This is a genomic window from Anoxybacillus tepidamans PS2, from assembly GCF_000620165.1.
GTDB lineage: Bacteria > Bacillota > Bacilli > Bacillales > Anoxybacillaceae > Anoxybacteroides > Anoxybacteroides tepidamans_A.
This window is the reverse complement of the sequence record NZ_JHVN01000004.1, coordinates 44,320-68,714: the sequence shown is the minus strand read 5'-3', so window position 1 is coordinate 68,714 and position 24,395 is coordinate 44,320. Positions and strand designations below refer to the sequence as shown.

Annotated in this window: 22 protein-coding genes; all 22 read right to left on the bottom strand. The window is 44.3% G+C overall.

What is annotated here, in order from left to right; all coding sequences use genetic code 11:
• Window positions 1-102: 102 nt before the first annotated feature.
• Window positions 103-705: a dipicolinate synthase subunit B gene (locus tag N667_RS0106025; RefSeq protein ID WP_027408738.1), complete on the bottom strand. Its 603-nt coding sequence runs from the start codon at window positions 703-705 to the stop codon at window positions 103-105.
• Window positions 706-1,608 carry a dipicolinic acid synthetase subunit A gene (gene dpaA, locus N667_RS0106020; protein ID WP_027408737.1) on the bottom strand — a complete coding sequence of 301 codons (903 nt, stop codon included), beginning with the start codon at window positions 1,606-1,608 and terminating at the stop codon, window positions 706-708.
• Between the two features lie 126 nt (window positions 1,609-1,734).
• Entirely contained in the window at window positions 1,735-1,974 is a 240-nt protein-coding gene (locus N667_RS0106015; protein ID WP_027408736.1) for a YlmC/YmxH family sporulation protein, read from the bottom strand.
• 112 nt (window positions 1,975-2,086) lie between these two features.
• Entirely contained in the window at window positions 2,087-3,328 is a 1,242-nt protein-coding gene (locus tag N667_RS0106010; protein WP_027408735.1) for a M16 family metallopeptidase, read from the bottom strand.
• Between the two features lie 13 nt (window positions 3,329-3,341).
• Window positions 3,342-4,208, bottom strand: a complete 867-nt coding sequence (locus N667_RS0106005) for a polysaccharide deacetylase family protein (RefSeq protein ID WP_084278927.1) — start codon at window positions 4,206-4,208, stop codon at window positions 3,342-3,344.
• A 180-nt stretch (window positions 4,209-4,388) separates the two neighbouring features.
• Window positions 4,389-6,500: a polyribonucleotide nucleotidyltransferase gene (gene pnp, locus N667_RS0106000; RefSeq protein WP_027408733.1), complete on the bottom strand. Its 2,112-nt coding sequence runs from the start codon at window positions 6,498-6,500 to the stop codon at window positions 4,389-4,391.
• A 127-nt stretch (window positions 6,501-6,627) separates the two neighbouring features.
• On the bottom strand, window positions 6,628-6,897 hold the full coding sequence (gene rpsO, locus N667_RS0105995; RefSeq protein ID WP_027408732.1) for a 30S ribosomal protein S15: 270 nt from the start codon (window positions 6,895-6,897) through the stop codon (window positions 6,628-6,630).
• Between the two features lie 90 nt (window positions 6,898-6,987).
• On the bottom strand, window positions 6,988-7,971 hold the full coding sequence (gene ribF / locus N667_RS0105990) for a bifunctional riboflavin kinase/FAD synthetase (protein ID WP_027408731.1): 984 nt from the start codon (window positions 7,969-7,971) through the stop codon (window positions 6,988-6,990).
• Window positions 7,972-8,006: 35 nt separating this feature from the next.
• Window positions 8,007-8,915 (bottom strand): tRNA pseudouridine(55) synthase TruB, encoded by a 909-nt coding sequence (gene truB / locus N667_RS0105985; protein ID WP_027408730.1) that lies wholly within the window; start codon window positions 8,913-8,915, stop codon window positions 8,007-8,009.
• A gap of 55 nt (window positions 8,916-8,970) precedes the next feature.
• Window positions 8,971-9,327, bottom strand: a complete 357-nt coding sequence (rbfA, locus tag N667_RS0105980; protein WP_027408729.1) for a 30S ribosome-binding factor RbfA — start codon at window positions 9,325-9,327, stop codon at window positions 8,971-8,973.
• A gap of 14 nt (window positions 9,328-9,341) precedes the next feature.
• A complete protein-coding gene (locus N667_RS0105975) occupies window positions 9,342-9,620 on the bottom strand; it encodes a DUF503 domain-containing protein (protein ID WP_027408728.1) in 279 nt (92 codons plus the stop codon).
• Window positions 9,617-11,800 (bottom strand): translation initiation factor IF-2, encoded by a 2,184-nt coding sequence (gene infB / locus N667_RS0105970; protein WP_027408727.1) that lies wholly within the window; start codon window positions 11,798-11,800, stop codon window positions 9,617-9,619. The genes N667_RS0105975 and infB overlap by 4 nt, the downstream gene beginning before the upstream one ends.
• 4 nt (window positions 11,801-11,804) lie before the next feature.
• Window positions 11,805-12,122, bottom strand: coding sequence for a YlxQ family RNA-binding protein (locus N667_RS0105965; RefSeq protein ID WP_027408726.1), 318 nt, complete (start codon window positions 12,120-12,122; stop codon window positions 11,805-11,807).
• Window positions 12,112-12,405, bottom strand: coding sequence for an RNase P modulator RnpM (rnpM, locus tag N667_RS0105960; RefSeq protein WP_027408725.1), 294 nt, complete (start codon window positions 12,403-12,405; stop codon window positions 12,112-12,114). The genes N667_RS0105965 and rnpM overlap by 11 nt, the downstream gene beginning before the upstream one ends.
• Window positions 12,406-12,418: 13 nt before the next feature.
• Window positions 12,419-13,561, bottom strand: a complete 1,143-nt coding sequence (gene nusA / locus N667_RS0105955; protein WP_027408724.1) for a transcription termination factor NusA — start codon at window positions 13,559-13,561, stop codon at window positions 12,419-12,421.
• 34 nt (window positions 13,562-13,595) lie between these two features.
• A complete protein-coding gene (rimP, locus tag N667_RS0105950) occupies window positions 13,596-14,069 on the bottom strand; it encodes a ribosome maturation factor RimP (protein ID WP_027408723.1) in 474 nt (157 codons plus the stop codon).
• Window positions 14,070-14,252: 183 nt separating this feature from the next.
• Complete coding sequence (locus tag N667_RS0105945) at window positions 14,253-18,566, bottom strand: PolC-type DNA polymerase III (RefSeq protein WP_027408722.1); 4,314 nt, start codon at window positions 18,564-18,566, stop codon at window positions 14,253-14,255.
• Between the two features lie 86 nt (window positions 18,567-18,652).
• Window positions 18,653-20,353: a proline--tRNA ligase gene (locus N667_RS0105940; protein WP_027408721.1), complete on the bottom strand. Its 1,701-nt coding sequence runs from the start codon at window positions 20,351-20,353 to the stop codon at window positions 18,653-18,655.
• A 24-nt stretch (window positions 20,354-20,377) separates the two neighbouring features.
• Window positions 20,378-21,646 carry an RIP metalloprotease RseP gene (rseP, locus tag N667_RS0105935; RefSeq protein WP_035098214.1) on the bottom strand — a complete coding sequence of 423 codons (1,269 nt, stop codon included), beginning with the start codon at window positions 21,644-21,646 and terminating at the stop codon, window positions 20,378-20,380.
• A gap of 15 nt (window positions 21,647-21,661) precedes the next feature.
• Complete coding sequence (gene dxr, locus N667_RS0105930) at window positions 21,662-22,810, bottom strand: 1-deoxy-D-xylulose-5-phosphate reductoisomerase (RefSeq protein WP_027408719.1); 1,149 nt, start codon at window positions 22,808-22,810, stop codon at window positions 21,662-21,664.
• 20 nt (window positions 22,811-22,830) lie between these two features.
• Complete coding sequence (locus N667_RS0105925; RefSeq protein WP_027408718.1) at window positions 22,831-23,616, bottom strand: phosphatidate cytidylyltransferase; 786 nt, start codon at window positions 23,614-23,616, stop codon at window positions 22,831-22,833.
• A 5-nt stretch (window positions 23,617-23,621) separates the two neighbouring features.
• The gene (locus N667_RS0105920; RefSeq protein ID WP_035098212.1) at window positions 23,622-24,395 is read right to left on the bottom strand and encodes an isoprenyl transferase; all 774 of its coding nucleotides are present in this window, start codon (window positions 24,393-24,395) and stop codon (window positions 23,622-23,624) included.

Genomic DNA, 24,395 nt, shown 5'->3' with positions numbered 1-24,395 from the left:
TAACTACATCCGTTTCGATAGTTTTTATTTTAACACATTCACCTTTAAAGGAGAGAAATTTTTTTATTCACATGCATAAATTTTCTTTTTTTTGATTATTTATTAATTGTTGTTATCGCGAAATTTTTCGATAATAACGGGTTGCAACTGTTTTCCTTCAAGAGCAGCAACAACCGTGTCGCGCAAAAGCGACATTTTTGCTACCATCGAGTTCGGTTTCGCATGCGGAGCATCCTGGCCAAACGGAATGAAATAAATATTTTTCGCAGCCATCAAACGCATTAGATTAACGCCATTTAACCCGAGCGCATCATTGGTTGAAATGCCGACAACGACAGGCCGATGGTTGCGCATCGTTGCTTTGGCCGCCATAAGAACAGGAGAGTCGGTCAACGCGTTAGCGAGCTTGCTCATCGAGTTCCCTGTCAATGGAGCGATAACCATGCAATCGAGGGGAATTTTCGGCCCAAGCGGTTCTGCTTTCACAATTGTATCAATCACCTTATTTCCAGTGATCTCCTCCAGTTTTTTCACCCACTCTTCCCCGTCTCCGAACCGCGTATCCGTTGTTTTAACCGTATGGGTGACAACCGGCAACACTTCTGCTCCTTCCTTTACAAGCTTTTCAATTTCCGGCATCACCGCATCATATGTGCAGTGTGATCCTGTTAGTCCAAAACCGATGCGCTTTCCTTTTAGGCTCATTTATACTTTCCCCTTTCGTTTATTTAAATCCTCAAACAATAGTTGTGAAAGAACGTTCGCAATAATTTGACCGGCTGTTTTTGGAGCAACGACCCCCGGAAGCCCTGGAGCCAACAATGCCTTGATGCCTCGTTTTTCAGCATAACGAAAATCCGTTCCTCCGGGTTTTGAAGCTAAATCGATAATGAGCGTATGAGCAGGCATTTTCGAAATAACGCTTGCGGTCACAACCAGCGTTGGAATTGTATTAATACACACATCAATGTCCCTTACTTCTTTCTCCAAATCTTGAAGATGGAACGGTTCAAGCCCCATTTCCAAAATTCGCGCTAGATGTTCGGTGCGCCGCGCCCCTACTTTCACTTTGGCACCTAAAGCGGCGAATGTGCGAGCAACCGTCATGCCAACACGGCCTAATCCTAAAACGGCGACGCGTGAGCCGTGAATTGTAAAATCTGTATGCTGGATTACCATCATAATCGTTCCTTCTGCTGTCGGAATCGAGTTATAAATGGCTACATCATCGCGTTCAAACAATTGAACGTATTTCCGATTGACGGCCTTCATTAGGTCATCTAAATAGCTATTGCTAATACCTGAGTAAACCGTACAATGCTTTGGCGTTTTTAAAAGCATTTCCTCCGTAATAGCAATTTTTTCATTGGAAAAAACCGTGTTTACTTTTCCTTCTAAATTTGTGCCGTGAACAGGTAAAATGATTGCGTCTAAATCAGAAACATCGATTTCATTGATTGATGTTTTCGTGGCGCCAGTAAAACTGTGAGCTAGTTGATCGAAGCCAATAAGGGATAATTTCGCATCCAATTCAGTCAACTTGCGTATAACTTCTAGCTGCCGCGCATCTCCGCCAATAATTGCGACATGCATCCCTGTCAGCATCATATGCCTCACCTTCTTTGTGAAAACTCGTATGTCACTATCTCTTTCACATCTTATGTAAAAGGCGAAAATAGGTGAATATAACTAAAAAGGGGCTCGGCTGTGAATGCCGAGTCCCCTTTTCATTTTCTATTCTTCTGGAAAGTCAATAATAATCATCTCTGTACCAATTTTCTTGATATACTTCCACGGCACGCGAATCTCGTTCCCTTCTTTCCGAAAACCGAACCACTTCCCTGTTGGAATCAATAACGCTTGAATTTGACCTGTCTGCTCGTTAATTTCTAAATCCGTTTGCCCTAGTATTCCAAGCCGTTCCGCTCGTCTCACATCAACGATTTCCTTGCCGCTTAGCTCGCTCAATCGCACCATCTATGCACCCCTTTAGCTCTTTATTATCATTGTAAGAGCCAATCAATAAAAAAATGCCTGCAAGCGACGGTCGCAGGCATTTTTATATCAGGCATTCGCAAGCTAACACTTAAGAGCGGAGCGCAGTCGGCAGCTGACCATTGGGGCTAATGAGCGCAACGGCATAGTCATCGCTAAAAATATGCCGCGCAAGTTCGTTTACTTTCTCCGCCGTTACGTCATTAATCTCTTCGATGATTTCATCAAGAGAGCGATGACGACCAAGCAGCAATTCATTCTTCCCGTTGCGGCTCATGCGGCTGTTTGTGCTTTCTAGACTGAGCATTAGACTTCCTTTCATTTGCTCTTTGCTATTTTGCAACTCTTTTGCTGTAATCCCATCTTCTTTGAGTTTACGAATCGTATCTTGGATTGTTTCAAACAGCACATCTAATTGATTGCTGCCTGTCCCCCCATAAATGGTTAATAATCCCCCATCCTGATAGGAAGAGTGATAAGAAAATACCGAGTACGCTAACCCGCGCTGTTCACGCACTTCTTGAAAGAGGCGGCTGCTCATGCTTCCACCTAAAATGTTATTAAGAATAATTAAACTATAAATATGCTCGTGGCCTATCGGCAATCCGTTAAAACCGATGCATAAATGCGCTTGCTCCGTATCTTTTTGCCGCGCTAACTTTTGCGGATGGAAAACAGGCGCAATGCCGCTTTGCGTCCGCTTTTTCGCTGTAAAGGAGCCAAAATATGCTTCGATGTCCCGAATAAAAGATTCGTTTACATTGCCCGCAACAGAAATAACAACTCGATCCGGGGTATAATAATCCGCCATGTATTCACGCAAAGAGTCTCCTGTAAACGTACGAAGCGTCTCTTCTGTTCCTAAAATCGGGTATCCAAGCGGGTGGGTAGCATAGCATGCTTTGCTGAGCAAATCGTGAACAATATCATCCGGCGTGTCTTCATACATTTTAATTTCTTCAAGCACCACATTCCGCTCTTTTTGTAATTCGTCTTCTACAAATGTCGAATGGAAAAACATATCAGCCAGCATATCAAGAGCAAAGTGCGCATGGTCATCTAACACTTTCGCATAATAGCATGTATACTCTTTAGAGGTAAAAGCGTTGACCTGCCCCCCGATGCTGTCAAACGCTTCCGCAATTTCCCGCGCCGTGCGTGTTTTAGTCCCTTTAAAAAACATATGCTCTAAAAAATGGGATATCCCGTTGTTCTGTTCATGTTCATTGCGCGAACCCGTTCCGATCCATATTCCAATTGCTACTGAACGTACCGTTGGAATTTGTTCTAGCACAATGCGTACCCCGTTTTGACACGTATACTTGTTAATCAAATTCACGTTCCTCCTATTTTTTAGCAATTCTTTTTTCGTCTAAAAGCATTGATACATTGCCTATTTCATATTTTTGTTTGATAGAAACAATAAGCGGTTCCAATGCTTCGGCAGTCGATAACGTAGGATGCATTAGAATCATCGCTCCCGGATGAAGCTTAGACGTTACCCGTTTCACTATAACAGATGGCGATGGTTTTTGCCAATCTATTGTATCGACACTCCACATAATGGTCCGCATCTTCAAATCGTGGGCAATTTTTACCACATCATCACGATAGCTTCCGCTTGGAGGAGCAAACCATTTGCATTTTACCCCTGTTGTCGCTTCAATGACTTCGTTTGTTTTTTCAAGCTCTGACCGAATCGCACTGTTGCTCATTGTTTTTAAATCCGGGTGACTGTAAGAATGATTGCCAACTTCCTGACCAGCATCTACAATCATTTTTGCCATATCGGGATGATTTTTTACCCAACGCCCTTCAAGGAAAAAGGTAGCGTGGACATGGTGCTTTTTCAAAATATCTAGCATTTTAGGAATGTACTCATTTCCCCATGCAACATTAATAAGGAGGGCCACCATCGGTTTTTCTGGATGGCCACGATAAATGGCTTCGGCCGGCAAATCGTCAAGATGAATTTTCGGAGGTATTTGCTGATAAACGAGCTTTCGTTCATCAAAAACACCATCTTTTTTCATGTTTTCGTAAGAAGCTTTCACGTTGACCTTTAGCCCATTGTATCCCGGAATGGCCTTCCATACTCGATCGATGACCGCATTGCGCGGAGGGACTTCATATTGCTTCGCCTTTGTTTGAATTTCAACATAAAGTTTATCTCGCATTTGCGATGTCTCTATACTTTTTTCTCTCAATGACATAATATATTCATTCACAAATGGCTGGCTGGCAATGCCCCATGCAAATAAAAAGGTTACAACAAGCCATATGTAACGCGCATTAATATCTCATCCCCCCTTTTTATTACAGACTATGTAGCGGGAGGACAAGATAGAACCTGCCTGAAACGACAAAGAAGCCTAGGTTCGACCTGAGGCTCCTCATTGGCTTTGTTTTTCTTTTTGTTCGCGCAGCACTGCTTTTCTTGATAAATTGACGCGACCTTGCTTGTCAATTTCCATCACTTTTACTAAGATTTCATCGCCAATTGAGACAACATCTTCCACTTTTCCGACACGTTCTTCAGCTAGTTCTGAAATATGAACGAGACCATCTTTACCGCTGAACAGCTCAACAAATGCGCCAAACTTTTCGATACGTTTGACTTTTCCTAAATAAATTTGTCCGACTTCAACTTCACGAACAATATCTTCGATGATTTTTTTCGCCTTCTGGTTCATTTCTTCATTGACAGAAGCAATGAAAATCGTACCATCTTGCTCGATGTCAATTTTGACGCCTGTTTCTTCAATAATTTTATTAATTTGTTTGCCGCTCGGTCCGATAACATCTCGGATTTTGTCCGGGTTAATTTGCATTGTTAAAATTTTCGGCGCATATTTCGAAAGCTCTTTACGCGGTTCACTAATCGTTTGCATCATATGTTTTAAAATTTCTAAACGGCCTTTCTTCGCCTGCTGCAGTGCTTCATCCAAAATTTCGCGCGATAATCCTTTAATCTTAATGTCCATTTGCAAGGCCGTGACCCCTTTTTCTGTTCCGGCCACTTTAAAGTCCATATCGCCTAAATGGTCTTCCATGCCTTGAATATCTGTTAAAATCGTGTAATAATCTCCGCTTTTTACAAGCCCCATCGCAATACCAGCGACCGGCGCTTTAATCGGCACACCCGCATCCATCATCGCCAGCGTGCTTGCACAAATGCTCGCTTGCGAAGTCGATCCGTTGGACTCTAAAACCTCGGAAACGAGGCGAATCGTATAAGGAAACTCCTTTTCAGACGGAATGACTGGCTCGAGCGCTCTTTCCCCAAGCGCCCCATGACCAATTTCACGGCGCCCTGGTCCGCGCATCGCCCCTGTCTCCCCAACGGAGAATGGCGGGAAGTTATAATGGTGCATAAACCGTTTCGTCTCCTCAATACCAAGCCCGTCCAAAATTTGCACATCACCAAGTGCTCCAAGCGTACAGACACTAAGCGCCTGCGTCTGTCCTCGGGTAAACAGTCCAGACCCGTGCGTGCGCGGCAACAGACCAACCGCTGAGGAAAGTGGACGAATCTCATCAATCTTGCGGCCGTCTGGTCGAATTTTTTCTTCAGTGATAAGACGGCGCACTTCCTCTTTTACAAGTTTATGCAAAATTTCGTTGACTTGTTTTAACGTTTCTTCATCGGCCTCTTGCGCTTCAAATTTTGCGACGACGCCAGCTTTCACCTCGTCGATTGCGGCTTCACGCGCTAATTTTTCCGGAACTTGAACCGCCTTCTTGATATCGGCCTCTGCAATGGCGCGAACTTCCGCCTCTAATTGAGGGTCGAGTTCGTACAAAACGACTTGCATTTTTTCTTTACCGATCTGTGCGGTAATATCCTCTTGAAAAGCAATAAGCCGCTTGATTTCTTCATGGCCGAACATGATCGCTTCAAGCATTACTTCTTCAGGCACTTCGTCCGCTCCAGCTTCAACCATGTTAATTGCATCTTTTGTGCCGGCAACTACGAGATGGATATCGCTTTTTTCTGCCTGCTCAACAGACGGATTGATCACAAACTGTCCATCAACACGTCCGACCGTTACTCCAGCGATCGGCCCTTCAAATGGAATATCTGAAATTGTTAACGCTAACGATGAACCAAACATCGCCGCCATTTCCGGAGAACAGTCTTGATCTACACTCATCACCATCGATACAATTTGCACTTCATTTCTAAACCCTTCAGCGAACAGTGGACGAATTGGCCGGTCGATAAGACGGCTTGCTAAAATGGCTTTTTCGCTTGGCCGTCCTTCACGCTTGATGAATCCGCCGGGGATTTTTCCTACAGCATATAGGCGCTCTTCATAGTTGACAGTTAACGGGAAGAAGTCCACGCTTTTTGCCTCTTTCGACGCGGTCGCTGTGCTTAGCACAACCGTGTCGCCATAGCGGACAAGCACCGCTCCATTCGCCTGTTTCGCCAATTGACCAATTTCCACGACGAGCGGCCGTCCAGCCCAGTCTATGGAAAACACATGTTTTTCTTGCTCCATATAGATGAGTACTCCTCTCTATGTACAAATCAAAATAATGACTATCTTTAGTATGAACGAATATTCCTCTATCTATCAACAATCTTTATATAACTAGCAAAAAAGCGGGAATGCTCCCGCTTTTTCCTTATCGACGTAATCCAAGTTTGTTAATTAATTCACGATAACGTGCGATGTCTTTGTTACGCAAATACGTAAGCAAGTTACGGCGTTTACCAACCATTTTCAACAACCCACGGCGTGAATGATGGTCTTTTTTGTGAACGCGTAAATGCTCATTCAAATTGTTAATTTGCTCTGTAAGGATAGCAATTTGTACTTCTGGAGAACCAGTGTCTGTTTCATGAATTTTGAACTGGTTGATAATTTCGTTTTTGCGCTCTTGTGTTAGTGCCATCCTTGTTCACCTCCTCATTATTAAACCCCAATTACCTAGCAAGCGCCGGTGACTCGTCTTGCCAAGCAATGGTTATTTTACATACATTTATTAGCTTACATCGTTTTGCGACAAAATGCAAGTATTTTCGGCCGTTTCGCGAAAATATGCCTCTGCCTTTTCTTTATCACGTTGAATTTGCGCGACTAGTTCAGCAACACTCGAAAACTTTTGCTCGCTGCGCAACCGCTCATGCCATTCGATCGTCACCATCTCTCCATAAATATCCCTAGAAAAATGAAAAATGTGCACCTCAATGTTCGGCCTTCCCTCTAGCCTGTCGTGGAATGTCGGTTTATATCCTACATTGCATACTCCTTCGAACGTTTCAGAGCCAATACGGATTTTCACCGCATACACTCCGAGCGCAGGCAGCAGATAATCATCTGCCGGATCAATGTTGGCCGTCGGAAACCCGATTGTTCGCCCCCGCTTTTCACCACCAATCACTGTCCCTTCGATTGTGTAAAAGCGCCCAAGCAATTCAGGGAGTTGGTGAACTTCACCGTTTTTCAAGAGATGGCGAATGTACGTTGAACTAATCTTTTCATCGTTTCGCGTCAGCTTTGGGACGGTCGTATGCGCGAATTGCCCCCGCGAATGAAACGGAAGCGTCTCCATCGTCCCTTTCCCGAGACGGCCGTAGGTAAAATCGAACCCGGCAACTACATGTTTCACGTGAAAATCAATAATATATTGATCGACAAATTGCTGCGGAAGCAATTCGGCAAATGAAGGCGTAAACTCCACAACATATAAATAATCGACACCTAATCTGGCAATCAGCCGCTCTTTTTCTTTTAAAGGCGTTATGAGTTGAACGTGCTGCTCTCGCCTTCCTAATACAACAGATGGGTGCGGATGAAACGTCATCACCGCACTTTTATATCCTTTTTCAGACGCGATTTTGACTGCCGTTCGAATCACTTGCTGATGTCCGAGATGGACGCCATCGAAATAGCCTAACGCCATAACGGTCGGCGGTAAATGTTCCTTTTTCATATGATGAGGATATGTGATAAATCGTGTTTCCATATTTGTTTTTCACCTTCTGCCTCCCGCTCTTTCATTCAGCAAAACACTTTGAGCGGTTTAATAAGCTGCGGTTTTGACGGATGTTTGCTATAAAGAGCAAGCGCTTCGTTTCGTTCGTCAACCACAAGGACCGGTCCGTCCAATGATTGCAATAAATGTGGAAGAGGTAAAACCGCGCCGTTTTTTACTTTCTCTGCTACTTTATCATTAATTTGATATTTCGGCAAATGGAAAAGCGCTTTTTCAATCGGCAATAGCAGTTTTTCAATTTCTCCAGCTTCTGCATGTTTTTCAACATCGGCAAAAGTCGAGCATTGTTCTAATGTAAATGGTCCTGACGCCGTTCGAATAAGATGGGACATATGCGCTGGATAGCCTAGATGCTCCCCGATCATAACCGCCAATGTTCTTACATACGTCCCTTTGCTGCATGTAACGCGAAAACGAAATGAAACGGTATCGCCTGAAAAGGTTTCTTTCTCATCTAATAAAACGAGTTGGTGAATCGTGACGGTGCGCATCGGGCGCTCGACTTCGATTCCAGCACGCGCATATTCGTACAGCTTTTTTCCATTCACTTTCACAGCAGAATACATGGGCGGCGTTTGCACAATTTCACCTGTCAACCGCCGAAATACTTCTTCGATTTCATTCCTCTCGATGTCGCGGGTCACTTTTTTTATTTCAACCACTTCGCCAGAAGCATCTTCTGTCGTTGTCGCTACTCCTAGAGTGACTTCCCCTTCATACGTTTTCGTTGCCCCTGTCAAAAATTCGGCAATTCTTGTTGCTTTACCGACGCAAATCGGGAGCACTCCTGAAACGTCCGGATCGAGTGTTCCCGTATGTCCGACTTTTTTGATATGTAGTAGGCGGCGAATGCGAAACACACAATCGTGCGATGTCATTCCCGCAGGTTTATGTAAAAGCAGCACCCCGTCCATTGTGACACCTCTTTTTCTCTCCATAATGGAAATGGATAGACCGCACGTCTATCCATCATTGCTCGTTACTATTTTCTTGAGAAATTTTACGAATTAACGATTCAATGCGGTTTCCGTAATCGATTGATTCGTCAATTTCAAAATAAATCTCCGGCGTTTTTCGCAAGCGAATACGCTGGCCGATTTCGGAACGGATAAAGCCTTTTGCCTTAGCTAGCCCCTTTAAAGTATTTTGGCGCTGCTCCTCATCGCCGAGGACCGTAATATACACTTTCGCCTGCTGCAAATCGCCTGTCACCCGCACATCCGTGACTGTTACAAAGCCAATGCGGGGATCCTTAAGTTTGCGACCGATGATATCGCTCAATTCTTTTTTCATTTGTTCACCAATGCGTGTAGCCCGCAAACTCATCATCATCACCTCAATTAAAGCCACTCAAATGTTGTAACCGTTCGTTCGATCTCCGGGAACGAATCGATCATCTCCAAAGCTCGGTGCAGTTCTTTTTCTGTCGCCATCCGATCGGATGTAATAGCTACTATTCCAATTTTGGTGCGTTGCCATACATCTTGGTAATCGATTTCGGCTACTGATATATTATATTTTTGTTTGAGCCGTGTTGTTATTCGTTGCAACACGGCTCGTTTTTCTTTTAAAGATTGAGCGTTATAGATGATACACTCGCATTGCACATAGCCGATCATTTACGTTCGACTTCCTGCATCACGTATGCTTCGATAACGTCCCCTTCTTTAATGTCGTTATAGTTTTTAATCGTAATACCGCACTCATAACCTTGCGCGACTTCTTTCACATCGTCTTTGAAACGTCTGAGCGTATCAATTTGTCCTTCGTAAACAACCACACCTTGGCGAATGAGGCGGACGCTGCTGTCGCGGGTAATTTTTCCGTCTGTCACATAACAGCCGGCAATTGTTCCGACTTTGGATACTTTAAACGTTTGACGAACTTCAGCTTGGCCGATCACTTTTTCTTCGTATTCTGGATCAAGCATTCCTTTCATTGCGGCCTCAATTTCCTCGATTACTTTATAAATGATGCGATGTAAGCGAATATCGACTTTTTCAGATTCTGCGACACGTTTCGCGTTCGCATCAGGACGAACGTTAAAGCCGATTACAATCGCATTCGACGCAGAGGCGAGCATGATATCATATTCCGTGATCGCGCCCACCCCAGAATGGATAATTTTTACGCGCACGCCTTCAATATCGATTTTTTGCAATGCTGCAACGAGCGCTTCAACCGATCCTTGTACGTCCGCTTTGACAATAATATTTAGCTCTTTCATTTCACCTTGCTTAATTTTCTCGAACAAGTCGTCAAGGCTGACGCGCGTTTTCGCGCTGCGCTGCTCAAGCAATTGCTTTTGCGCACGCGCTTCTCCGATTTGTCGCGCTTTTTTCTCATCCTCAAACACCATAAAACGATCGCCTGCTTGCGGTACATCATTAAGCCCTGTAATTTCTACAGGAGTCGATGGTCCCGCTTCTTTCACGCGACGGCCCACATCGTTCGTCATTGCTCTCACGCGGCCGTATGTGTTTCCGACTACAATTGGATCACTAATGTGCAGCGTTCCCGTTTGAACAAGCAGCGTTGCCACCGGACCGCGGCCTTTATCTAGCTTCGCCTCAATGACTGTTCCTATCGCACGGCGCTTTGGATTCGCCTTTAACTCTTCCATTTCGCTAACGAGAAGAATCATTTCTAGCAGGTTGTCGATTCCTTCTCCTGTTAAAGCGGAAAGCTTGCAATAAATCGTATCTCCGCCCCACTCTTCCGGAACAAGGTTATATTCCATAAGTTCCTGCATCACGCGATCCGGATTAGCGGTTGGTTTGTCGATTTTATTTACAGCTACAATAATTGGTACGTTCGCTGCTTTAGCATGGTTGATCGCCTCCACTGTCTGCGGCATCACACCATCGTCTGCAGCAACGACAAGAATAACGATGTCTGTCACTTGCGCCCCCCGTGCGCGCATCGTCGTAAATGCTTCATGGCCAGGGGTATCTAGAAACGTAATCTTTTTATTATTGACTAGTACTTGGTACGCACCGATATGTTGTGTAATACCGCCTGCTTCCTGCTCTGTTACTTTTGAGTTGCGAATCGAATCAAGAAGCGTTGTTTTTCCGTGGTCAACGTGCCCCATAATCGTCACGACTGGCGGGCGCTCTACTAGATCAGCTGGATCATCGACAATTTCCAGCGATTCAAAATCGGTTTCATCAATGACAACTTTCTCTTCAACTTCTACTCCGTAATCTGAGCAAATTAATTCGATGGCGTCTTTATCCAAATCTTGGTTAATCGTCGCCATAACGCCAAGCATAAACAGCTTTTTGATAATTTCTGAAGGTTCTTTTCCTAATTTTTTGGCCAACTCGGCAACAGTTAGCGAACCTTCAAAGGTGATTTTTTGTGGAAGTTCTTTCTCTTTTTTCTTTTGTACTTCTGGTTGAGGTGCTTCATATCCTTTTTGCTTCTTATTTTTATTTTTTTTGTTTGTGAAAACTTTCTTCTCTTGCTGCTGGCTTTGCAAGTCGTGTTTTTTGCCTTCTTTATTTTTGCCTGACCCTTTTTTAATTGGTACTTTCTTTGTGATGATTTCTTCCTCGTCCTCAAAATCCTCAATGAGCGCTTTCGGCTTTACGGCAACACTCTGTTTTTCTTTCACATCCTGCTTTTGCTTTTGTTCCTTTTTCTTATACGTATCGTTCAGTTTCTCAACCACTTCCGGTTCAAGTGTAGCCATATGATTCGAAACCTCTATATTCATTTCTTTTAATTTATGAATGATGTCCTTGCTAGAAACATTATTTTGCTTCGCGTACTCATATACACGCATTTTAGACATAGATTCACCCCCACAATGATACGTCGAACATCGTCATTAACTTGTTTGCAAATCCTTCATCAATGACGGCGACGACTACACGTGCGTCTTTGCCAATCGCCTGACCGAGCATGTAGCGGTCGGCAGCTTGACGCAACGGAACTTCGTATGACGTGCATTTATCTTGAATTTTTTTTCTTGTATTGATAGACGCATCTTCTGATAAAATCACAAGCTTGGCTCTCCCGCTGCGAATCTCTTTAATCACCAATTCCTCTCCTGAGACAATTTTACGCGCCCGATTCGCCAATCCTAACAGAGACGCCCATTGTTTATTGCCCATTCTTTGCTTCGTTCTCCTTCTCCGCTGCCAGCTGAAGCAATTGTTCATACAACGAATCATGGATTTCTGCTTTTAAATGATGAGCCAAGACATTTTTCTTTTTCGCCAGTAAAACGCATTCTTCGCTTAATGTGATATATGCGCCGCGTCCTGCTTTTTTGCCGGTCGGATCAATCGAAACATCGCCTTCTTTGGAGCGGACAATACGGATCATTTCTTTTTTTGGCTTCATTTCTCCCGTTACGACACATTTACGCATTGGGATTTTTTTCTGAACCGCCATCTTTGCTCACCCCTCACTCGATTTCTTCCGACAAATCGAATGTCTTGCCGCCCTCATTTTCATTATTGATTGGTGCGTCCAAAGAATCAAGCGAATTGGATTGCTCATATACAATTCCTAGTTGCTTTGCTTCAGATTCGCTTTTAATATCAATTTTCCAGTTTGTTAATTTCGCCGCTAAGCGGGCGTTTTGTCCGCGCTTTCCAATCGCTAAAGATAGCTGATAATCTGGAACGATCACCGTTGTCGCGCGCTCTTCTTCGTTAACAATAACACTGAGCACTTTAGCTGGACTTAAAGCGTTAGCAACAAATTCAACCGGATCGTCGGACCAGCGAACAATATCAATCTTTTCCCCTTTTAACTCGTCAACCACTGCTTGAACGCGTTGACCTTTTGGACCGACGCACGCCCCGACAGGATCTACCTCTGGATTGTCGCAATGCACCGAGATTTTTGATCGATCTCCTGCCTCGCGCGCGATCGATTTGATCTCTACTGTTCCGTCGTAAATTTCCGGCACTTCTAGTTCAAAAAGACGCTTAAGAAGCCCTGGATGAGTGCGTGACACAAAAATTTGCGGACCTTTTGTCGTTTTCTCGACTTTTGTAATATATACTTTTAGGCGATCGTGCGGTTTATAAGTTTCATTTGGCATTTGCTCACTGACAGGAAGCAGTGCTTCTACTTTTCCTAAACTTACATACGCAAAACGCGGATCGACGCGTTGTACAATCCCCGTCATAATATCCTCTTCGCGATCAATAAATTCTGCGTAAATGACTCCTCGTTCCGCCTCGCGCACCCGCTGTGTTACCACTTGTTTCGCGGTTTGCGCAGCGATACGGCCAAAATCTTTTGGCGTAACTTCTATTTCTACAATGTCTCCCACTTGGTAGTTCGGATTGATACGGCGTGCCTCATCAAGCGAAAGCTCTAGACGCGAGTCGTATACTTCTTCGACGACTTCCTTGCGCGCAAACACGCGAATTGATCCTGTTTCCATATTGAAATCGACACGCACGTTTTGCGCCTGGCCGAAATTGCGCTTATAGGCGGAGATGATCGCCGCTTCAATCGCTTCGACCAACACTTCTTGGCTAATGCCTTTTTCTTTCACAAGCGCCGCCAAGGCATCTAATAATTGAGTATTCATCAAACAAAAATCCCCCTTTACATTTAGCTGCCCATTAGAAAAAGATCACGGCAAGCCTTGCGCTTGCAACTTTGTCATACGGGATGACGACCGTTTTTGTTCGCGTTTTATGCTTGACAGTTACCGTCACATTTTCACCATCAAAGGCACTAAGTTCGCCTTCAAACTCCTTTTCTCCTTCTATCGGTTCATAGGTTTTAATATAGACATTTTTCCCAACCGCTTTTGTAAAATCAGCGGCTTTCTTCAATGGGCGTTCTGCTCCCGGCGAAGAAACTTCTAAAAAATAGTTATATGGAATCGGATCAACGGCATCCAGCTTTTCACTTAATTTCTCGCTGACAACGCCGCACTGTTCAATATCAATCCCTTGCTCTGAATCAATAAATACACGAAGGAACCAGTTTTTCCCTTCTTTTACATACTCGATATCCACTAATTCGAGGTTCATGTCGTTAAGAATTGGTGTTACTAATTCCTCCACCACTTCTGTAACTTTTTTGCTCATTTTGTCCCTCCTAAAATTCATAAATCCATACGTCTGCCATCATGGAAAATCCCTCTTCACCAGACGAGGAAACATATTCAATCAATACGAAAGAGTGGGTTTCCCCACTCTTTTGTTACACAATTATCTTTGCCATTTCCCCTAAAACTATAACATATTGGAAAATGTTTTGCAACAAGATGTCTAGAATAAAGAAAGCTGGTTATGGTCCGGCAAGGAATCAAGGCAGCCACGGCTCTCTAAATATTCAAGAATCGTTTTTGACACTTTTCCACGCTGCTGCAAGTCTTCTTTTGATAGAAACTCTCCTTCCTCCCGGGCGCGGACAATGTTCAATGCAACGTTATTCCCAAGCCCCGGAATCGCGTTGAACGGCGGAATAAGCGAGTTGCCATCAATAATAAACTCCGTTGCCTGTGAACGATACAAATCAATGTTTTTAAATGAAAATCCTCGTTCACACATTTCAAGAGCGATTTCCAGTACGGTGAGCAAGCTCTTTTCTTTCGCGGACGCATCGAGTCCTTTGGCGTTGATTTCTTCAATTCGCTTGCGAATCGCAGCAGAACCTTTCACCATCGCGTCTAAATCGAAGTCTTCCGCCCGTACCGTAAAATATGAAGCGTAGTATAGAAGCGGATGATGCACTTTGAAATAAGCGATGCGCACCGCCATTAATACGTACGCAGCCGCATGGGCTTTCGGAAACATGTACTTAATTTTTTTACAAGACTCAATATACCATTCCGGTACATCATGCTTGCGCATTTCTTCCTCAAATTCCGGAGTCAATCCTTTACCTTTACGCACAGATTCCATGATTTTGAACGCTAATGACGGCTCAAGCCCTCGATAAATCAAATACACCATAATATCGTCACGGCAGCCAATCACTTCCGATAAGGTACAAATGCCATTGTGAATTAATTCCTGCGCATTGCCAAGCCATACATCCGTACCGTGCGAGAGCCCGGATATTTGCACAAGTTCGGAAAACGTTTTCGGCTTTGTGTCTTCGAGCATCTGCCGCACAAAACGCGTACCGAATTCAGGAATCCCAAGCGTTCCAACATTGCACATAATTTGTTCTGGTGTCACTCCTAAAGATTCGGTGCCGCTGAAAATTTTCATGACTTCCGGGTCGTCGGTCGGGATCGTTTTCGGGTCAATGCCGCTTAAATCTTGGAGCATGCGAATGACCGTCGGATCATCGTGACCGAGAATATCCAGCTTTAATAAGTTATCATGAATCGAGTGGAAATCAAAATGCGTCGTCCGCCATTCCGAGCTTGTATCATCGGCCGGATACTGAATCGGCGTAAAATCGTAAATGTCCATATAATCTGGAACAACAATAATGCCCCCCGGATGCTGCCCTGTCGTCCGCTTGGCGCCTGTGCATCCTGCGGCAAGCCGATCGATTTCTGCCCCGCGAAGTTCCAGATTGTTATCGCTAGCATACCCTTTAACAAATCCGTATGCCGTTTTATCGGCAACCGTGCCGATCGTTCCAGCGCGATAAACGTTATCTTCGCCAAACAGCACTTTCGTATAGTTATGCGCGTGCGGCTGATATTCGCCGGAAAAGTTCAAATCGATATCTGGCACTTTGTCTCCTTTAAATCCGAGAAACGTTTCAAACGGGATGTCGTGCCCATCCTTTTTATACTTGGCGCCGCACTGCGGACAGTCTTTATCCGGCAAATCAAATCCTGAACCGACCGAGCCATCGTTAAAAAACTCGGAATACTTGCAACTCGGACAGACATAATGCGGCGGAAGCGGATTTACTTCCGTAATCTCCGTCATCGTTGCAACAAACGATGAACCGACCGAGCCCCGCGATCCGACGAGATACCCATCATCTAGCGATTTTTTCACCAGTTTATGAGAAATTAAATAAATGACCGCAAAGCCATGGCCGATGATGCTTTTCAACTCTTTTTCTAGCCGTTTTTCTACGATGTCTGGCAGCGGGTCGCCGTATATTTCCCGAGCGCGCCGATAGCTCATTTCCCTAATCTCCTCATCGGCCCCTTCGATGCGCGGAGTGTACAATTCATCTTTAATCGGTTTAACCTCTTCTATCGAATTTGCGATCTTTTGCGTATTCGTCACAACAATTTCTTTCGCTTTTTCTTCGCCTAAAAATGAAAAGCATTCAAGCATTTCGTTCGTTGTTCGGAAATACACATCCGGCAATTGATGACGATTGAGCGGATTCGCGCCCGATTGGGAATGGATTAATATTTTCCGGTAAATTTTATCTTCCGGGTTTAAATAGTGCACATTTCCGGTAGCAACAACAGGAATGTTCAGCTTTTCCCCCAATCCGACAATGTTGCGAATGATTTCTTGCAGCATCGCCTCATCTTTTACATAGTCCATTTCTATTAACGGCTTGTACACTTCCGGCGGATGCACTTCAAGAAAATCGTAAAACTTGGCGATTTCCTCGACTTCTTCCGGCGCTTTTTGAATCATATTATCGAACACTTCGCCTTTATCGCACCCAGAGCCAACTAAAATTCCTTCGCGATGCTTTTGTAAAACGGAGCGGGGAATCCGCGGCACGCGATAAAAATATTGAATATGGGCGAGCGAAACAAGCTTAAATAAATTTTTCAACCCAATCTCGTTTTGGGCAAGCAATGTGACGTGGAATGGGCGTGAACGTTGGTATGACGTTTCTTGGCGGGAACATTCATTAAGTTCGTCATGATATAAGATGCCTTTTTCATTGGCATCTTTCAGCATTCGCATCAGCAAATGTCCCGTTGCTTCAGCGTCATAAATCGCACGGTGATGTTGTGTTAATTCGATATCAAATTTTTTACAAAGGGTGTTCAGTCGATGGTTCTTTAACTCAGGGTATAAAAAACGCGCAAGTTCCAACGTATCAATAACAGGATTCGTTACCCTTCCAAATCCAATTTTTTTCAGGCCTGCATTCAAAAAGCCGATATCAAAGCTTGCGTTATGAGCAACGAGTACGCTATCGCCGATCCACTCGTAAAATCGGCGCAATACATCTTCCACATCCGGAGCATCCTTGAGCATGTCGTCGGTAATGCCTGTAAGTTCAATTGTCGTAATCGACAGCGGGTGATGCGGGTTGGCAAACGACGTAAATCGATCAATAATTTCGCCGCCTTTCACTTTCACCGCCGCCAGTTCAATAATTGTGTTATATACTGCTGATAATCCGGTCGTTTCCACGTCGAACACAACATAGGTGTCTTCTGCTAAAAGCCGGTGCGCTTCATTGTAAGCGATCGGCACGCCGTCGTCGACGATGTTTGCTTCGACGCCATAGAGTACTTTAATGCCATGTTTTTTCGCGGCACTATACGCTTCTGGAAACGACTGCACAACAGCGTGATCCGTTACCGCAATTGCAGGATGCCCCCATTTTTTCGCCTGTTCGATGAGCTTTCCTACCGATGTCACGGCATCCATTTGACTCATTGGCGTATGGAGGTGCAACTCTACTCGTTTTTCTCCTTCATTTGCAGTATCTTTTCTCTCGTGCGGCTTGATTTCATTGACATCATTAGCTAATAGCACAAGATCGCGCACAAATGTGTCATTTTGCACGCTTCCCCTTACTTTCACCCACATGCCTTTTTTCACTTTTTCCATTAGAGCGACATCTTCTTTATCGCGCGAAAACATTTTCACAAGAATCGAGTTCGTGTAGTCCGTCATTTTGAATGTCAATAGCGAACGGCCGCTTTTTAGTTCTTTTATCTCGGCATCAAACACATATCCTTGCACGACAACACGGCGCTCTTCTTCAACAATACTGTTAAGCGTCCGTATTTCTTCCTCTTCTTTAATCGGATAGCCAATGACGAGCGGCCCCGACATCTCTGGCATAGCCGCTTCAGCTGGCGCCTCTTTCTTTGCGATCATCTCCGTTAACGCCGCTAGAGCGCGCGCTTCGTCTTCCTGCTGTTTTTGCGCTAAAAACTCCTCATATTCACTCTCCGATTGTTTTACTTCCGTTTCAAGCTGTAAAAACGGAAAACCAAACGACTGGTATACTTCAGCCACTTTGGCAGCAAAACGGCGCTTCAAAGCCATTGCTTCTGCATCATTGCGAGCTGTGACATATAGCTTGGTTCCTTTGACTGCTGGAAGCTGCTCATGAAGCAATGTGAGAAGTGGGGAAGATATTCCTTGCAGTTCTCTCAAGCAAAAAGGCCAATAGTTATGAATATCGGCTGGCGTAAAACTAGCATCAACCGTCTGGATCGTATGTTTCACATAAGCGATATGCTGAAATGCATAAATTAATTTTTCTGTAAACAATTCGTATACGTTATAAGGCAACAATTTCGGAAATAAAAAATAAAAGTGCCAACACTTTTGTCCCTTGTCAACCACAAGCTTCTGTATTCCTGCTTGTGAAAAATATGGAACAAGATCGTCAGACGTCAATTCGAGTTGCTCTAGCAGCACTTGAAAACGTTCTTTTTGCTCGTTTGTTAACATGACGTCGATTTTTCCCCTCTCTCATTGTAAAAATGAATAGCAGAAGGGCTGTCCTTGAAAGGAATCAGCCCTATATGCCTTTATCTCTATTGTAAAAGACGCTGCACTGTTTCTGCTAGTTCGTTCACGTGAACTTCGAACGATTCTCCTGTTTGGCGTACCTTTACTTCTACAACCCCTTCGCCGGCACGTTTTCCGACAGTGACACGAACAGGAATTCCTATTAAATCGCTGTCCGCAAATTTGACGCCCGGACGCTCTTGACGGTCATCATAAAGCACTTCAAAACCTGCTTGTCCTAATTTTTCATACCACTCATCGGCAAGCAGACGCTGCTCGTCGTTTTTCGGATTAATCGAAATAAGATGCACGTGGAACGGAGCAACAGAGGCCGGCCAAACGAGACCGTTTTCATCGCCAAACTGCTCGGCAATTGCCGCAAGCAAGCGGGAAACACCGATGCCGTAGCAGCCCATAATCATTGGTTGTGTACGGCCGTTTTCATCAAGATATGTCGCATTCATCGCCTCGCTATAGCGAATGCCCAATTTAAACACATGGCCGACCTCAATACCACGCGCAAAGCGGATCGCTCCCTTTCCGTCTGGCGATGGGTCCCCTTCCTGAATAAATCGCAAATCAACGTATTGCGATACAGCAAAATCGCGCTCTGGATTTACACCTGTATAGTGATAACCTTCCTCATTTGCCCCGCACACGCCATTGACGATCGCTTGGACCGCGTAGTCAGCGATGACAGTAACGGAGTCGCTCACACCAATTGGTCCTAAGGAGCCGACTGGGCAATTCATGACCTCTTTCGTTTCTTCAGGCGAAGCAAGTTCAACTACAGATGCTTCAAACACGTTTTTCACTTTTATGTCGTTGGCTTCATGATCGCCGCGAACGAGCACGAGCACATATTTATCATCTACCTTAAAGAGCAAGGATTTTATACATTTTTCCGGAGATACTTGCAAATATGCCGCTACTTCTTCAATCGTTTTTTGCTCTGGCGTATGCACTTTCTCTAGTTGTTTCAGCGGCTCGTTGCTCTTTTCGTATGTTGTAACAACCGGCGCCATTTCGATATTCGCGGCAAAATCAGATCCATCCGAATAAGCGATCGTATCCTCTCCGATATCAGATAGTACCATAAATTCGTGCGTATCTTTCCCGCCGATCGCCCCCGAATCAGCGATAACAGCGCGGAAATTTAATCCGCAACGGCGAAAAATGTTAGAATATGCTTCATACATTTTGTTATACACTTCGTCAAGGCTTTCTTTCGATGTGTGGAATGAATAAGCGTCTTTCATAATAAATTCGCGGCCGCGCAACAATCCGAAACGCGGACGTTTTTCGTCGCGAAACTTTGTTTGAATTTGGTATAACGTTAACGGCAATTTTTTATACGTTTGAATTTCGTCTCGCACTAGTGCTGTAATCACTTCTTCATGGGTGGGCCCAAGCGCAAAATCGCGCTCATGACGATCTTTTAACCGCATCAATTCTGGCCCATACGAGTACCAGCGGCCTGATTCTTGCCAAAGCTCCGCCTGCTGAAGCGCTGGCATTAATAACTCGATCGCCCCAGCCCCGTTCATTTCCTCGCGAATAATCGTTTCTACCTTTTGCAATACCCGCTGGCCAAGCGGTAAAAAGGTATAGACGCCGCTTGCGCTCTGACGAATAAATCCAGCCCGCAACAAGAGCTGATGGCTTTTCACCTCCGCGTCTGCTGGTACTTCGCGTAGCGTTGGAATAAACGACTGACTTTGTCTCATCTCACTGCACCTCTTCACTTGATATTACAGGAAAAATTTTTGAATATCATTCCATGTCACAACTAGCATTAACAACATTAATAGCGCAAAGCCGATAAAATGCACCATTCCTTCCTTTTGACGGTCAATTGGTTTCCCGCGCAGCCCTTCAATCGCAAAAAATAGGAGACGACCGCCGTCAAGAGCAGGAAGCGGCAATAAGTTCACGATTCCAAGGTTAATGCTTAAAATCGCTCCCCACTTCATCACATAATAAATCCCCGATTGCGCTACTTTGTTAGTGGATACCGCAATTCCCACAGGACCGGACAACATATCGAGCGAAAACTGGCCGGTAATTAAATGCCCTAGTCCACTGACAATTTGCTTTGTCCAATAATATGTTTCTAACGCCCCTTGTTTAAAGGAACCGAGAATCGATTTCTCCATCGGGCTATACACACCAATTAAGCCGATCGTTTCGCCCTGAACCGTTTTCGCTTCCGGCGTCACCGAAACATCCAACACCTTTTCGCCGCGCTGAATCTTAAACATTAACTTTTCCTCAGGATGGGCGCGGATGATGTCAACTACCTGTGTCCATGTGGCAACAGGACTTCCATCAATAGAAAGAACAATGTCTCCTTGCTTTAATCCGGCTTGACGTGCCGATCCTTCCTTTGTTAGTTCGCCAATAATCGGTTTATCGACTGGATATCCTTGTAAAAGCCCAATCAATACAAACACAGCGAATGCCAATATAAAATTTGCCATCGGACCCGCAAAAATCGTTAATGCTCGTTGGCCTAACGTCTTTGATACAAATTGCCGATGATATGGGGCAATTTGAATTTCTTGATGATCCATCACAAAAAAGGCTGGTTCACTAATAGAAAAACGAGTGAGCTTCTCTCCATTCTCATCCTCATAGCCCATAATATACATTTCATGCTCTAAGTCCGCCTGCTCGACCTCGATAATTTTGATATTTGGATACTCATCCTTATGATTGATAATGATCTTTTTTACTTTTCCTTCATGATCTAATTCCAGTCCAACCGTCTGCCCTGGTTTGATTTCAATCATCTCCGGGTCTTCCCCCGCCATGCGAACAAAGCCGCCTAACGGAAGAAGACGGATCGTGTACACCGTTTCGCTTCGCTTAAACGAGAACACTTTCGGACCAAAGCCAATGGCAAATTCGCGGCATAAAATGCCTGCTCGCTTGGCAAAAATCAAATGCCCAAGCTCATGGAAAAAAACTAACGCACCAAAAATCGCGACGAAAGCAATAATAGTATTTAATGTGTTCAAATTTTCAACCACCTTTTACATTAATAGTGACTGGATATAACGACGCGTCTCGCCGTCGACTTCCCGAATCTCTTCAAGCGTTGGCTGTTTGACAATGTTATGTCTTTCAAGCGCCCGTTCGATAAAATCTTCAATCGCTAAAAAGGCAATGCGACCGTTTAAAAATGCTGCGACCGCTTCTTCATTGGCAGCGTTCAATACCGTCGGCAAAGAACCGCCTGTTTTGCCCGCTTCATATGCAAATTTTAAACAACGATAACGGTCAAAATCAATTGATTGGAAATGAAGCGTTCCGATTTCTGCCAAATTTAGCTTTTTTGCTTGTGAAAGCTCTAATCGATCCGGATATGTGAGCGCATATTGAATCGGTACACGCATATCTGGCGTGCCAAGTTGAGCGATGACGCTGCTATCATGAAATTGTACGAGCGAATGAATAATGCTCTCTCTATGTAACAAAACATCGATTTGTTCATACGGTAAGTCAAACAGCCAATGCGCTTCAATAACCTCAAGCCCTTTATTCATCATCGTGGCTGAATCAATGGTAATTTTTGCTCCCATCGACCAATTCGGATGGCGAAGCGCATCCTCCACCGTCACATGGCGAAGTTGTTCACGCTCTAGATCTCTAAAACTTCCGCCGGAAGCAGTCAAAATAATTTTTTCGATATTCTTCGGCTCTTCTCCTTGTAAACATTGAAAAATCGCAGAATGTTCACTGTCAACCGGCAATAAGGCTACATTATACGTTGCTGCTGCCTCTGTCACAATATGACCTGCTGTCACAAGCGTTTCCTTGTTTGCCAAAGCAACCGTTTTTCCTGCCTCGATCGCCTTTAACGTAGGAACGAGCCCGACGCTGCCGACTACCGCATTGACTACTACTGTCGCTTTCGGATGTGTTGCCACTTCAATGAGGCCTTCTTCCCCACAAACGATTTTTACTCTCCCTACGTACTCGCTATAAAGCTTGTCATAGGCGGCGGCATCAGCAACAGAAACAAGCTCAGGACGGAACTCTTCAATGATCGCCCTAGCGGCTTCGACATTTCTCCCAACAGATATGGCTACAAGGCGAAATTGTTCCCGCTTGGCACGAATGACATCTAATGTTTGGGTGCCGATCGATCCGCTCGCTCCTAATAGGCTAATATATTTCAACATTTTCACTCCTCACTTGCTTACAACACTATATTCATAAAAAGATGCAAAATCGGGAGCATAAACAATAAGCTGTCAAATCGGTCTAAAATTCCGCCGTGTCCCGGCAAAATGTTTCCCGAATCTTTTACACCATAATGCCGCTTAAACGCGGACTCGACAAGATCCCCTATTTGTCCGACGATGGAAAGGACGACCGTCATTAACAATAGTAGAGGAAAGCTTGCAAAAAAGTGTGTGAATAGTTGATAAACGGCGGCAACAATAAGCGCACAAATAACGCCGCCGATGGAACCTTCAACTGTTTTGTTCGGGCTGATTTCCGGCCAAAGCTTCCGTCTGCCGAACGCTCGTCCGGTAAAATATGCACCTGTATCAGTTGCCCAAATAATAAAGAGGGCATAAAACATGTAATCAAGTCCGGCCAACCTAGTTTCCATAAAATAATGAAAGCCAAACCCTACATATAACGTAGACAGGATCGCAAATGCCGCTTCATCAAACGTAAATCGATTTTTTGTTATTACCGTATAGATGAGCAACAAAAAAGCAGCAATCAAAAGCGCGTCCATTTTCTTTATTGGAATATCTGTTAACCAAGGTTCTCGAAGGAGCCAAATCCATAATAAGAGAAAGCTAGCAATGGCTCCTGGAGAGAATATATGGATACGTTTCATGCGCAATAGTTCAAAAAGTCCAATTGTCCCTAATACATATGTTACTATTATAAACGGAATTCCGCCAAAAATAACGATCGGCAAAAAAAGAGCGGCGGCTATTACTCCTGTTATAACCCGTTGTTTCATTTTGCTCAAACTCCTCCAAATCTGCGACCACGTCTTTGAAATTCGGCAATCGCTTGTAGTAAATGCTGCTCTGTAAAATCTGGCCAAAGCACATCAGTAAACCAAAATTCCGTATACGCTAGTTGCCAAAGCATGAAATTGCTTAAACGAATTTCCCCGCTCGTACGAATCAACAAATCGGGATCTTTTAAATCCTTTGTCATTAAGCACGAAGCAACAACTTCCTCATCAATTTGCTCCGCCGTTAAATCGCCTTGCTGCACTCGCTTTGCAATTTCTTTCACCGCATAGGTAATTTCTGCACGGCTTCCGTAGTTTAATGCGAAATTTAAAATCAGTCCTGTGTTATGTTTTGTTTCTTGAATCGCCTTTTCCACAGCCCGCCGCGTATATTCGGGTAGCTGGTTACTATTTCCGATCACACGGACATTCACATTTTCTGCAATCAATTCTGGAAGGAATGTCGTAAGAAACTGTTCGGGAAGCTTCATTAAATACTCCACTTCACTTTTTGGACGTTTCCAGTTTTCAGTTGAGAATGCATAAAGGGTTAGTACTTTAATTCCTAGCTCACTAGCAAATCGAGTAATTTTGCGAACGACTTGCATCCCCTCGTAGTGACCGGCAGCACGCGGCAATGATCTTTTTTTCGCCCATCGCCCGTTTCCGTCCATAATGATAGCGACATGTTCAGGGACAGGCTGACGTAGTATGTCTTCTTTTGTATATTCAATCGAAAAATTCGATTGCTCTTTACTCCTCCAAATTTTATTAAACAT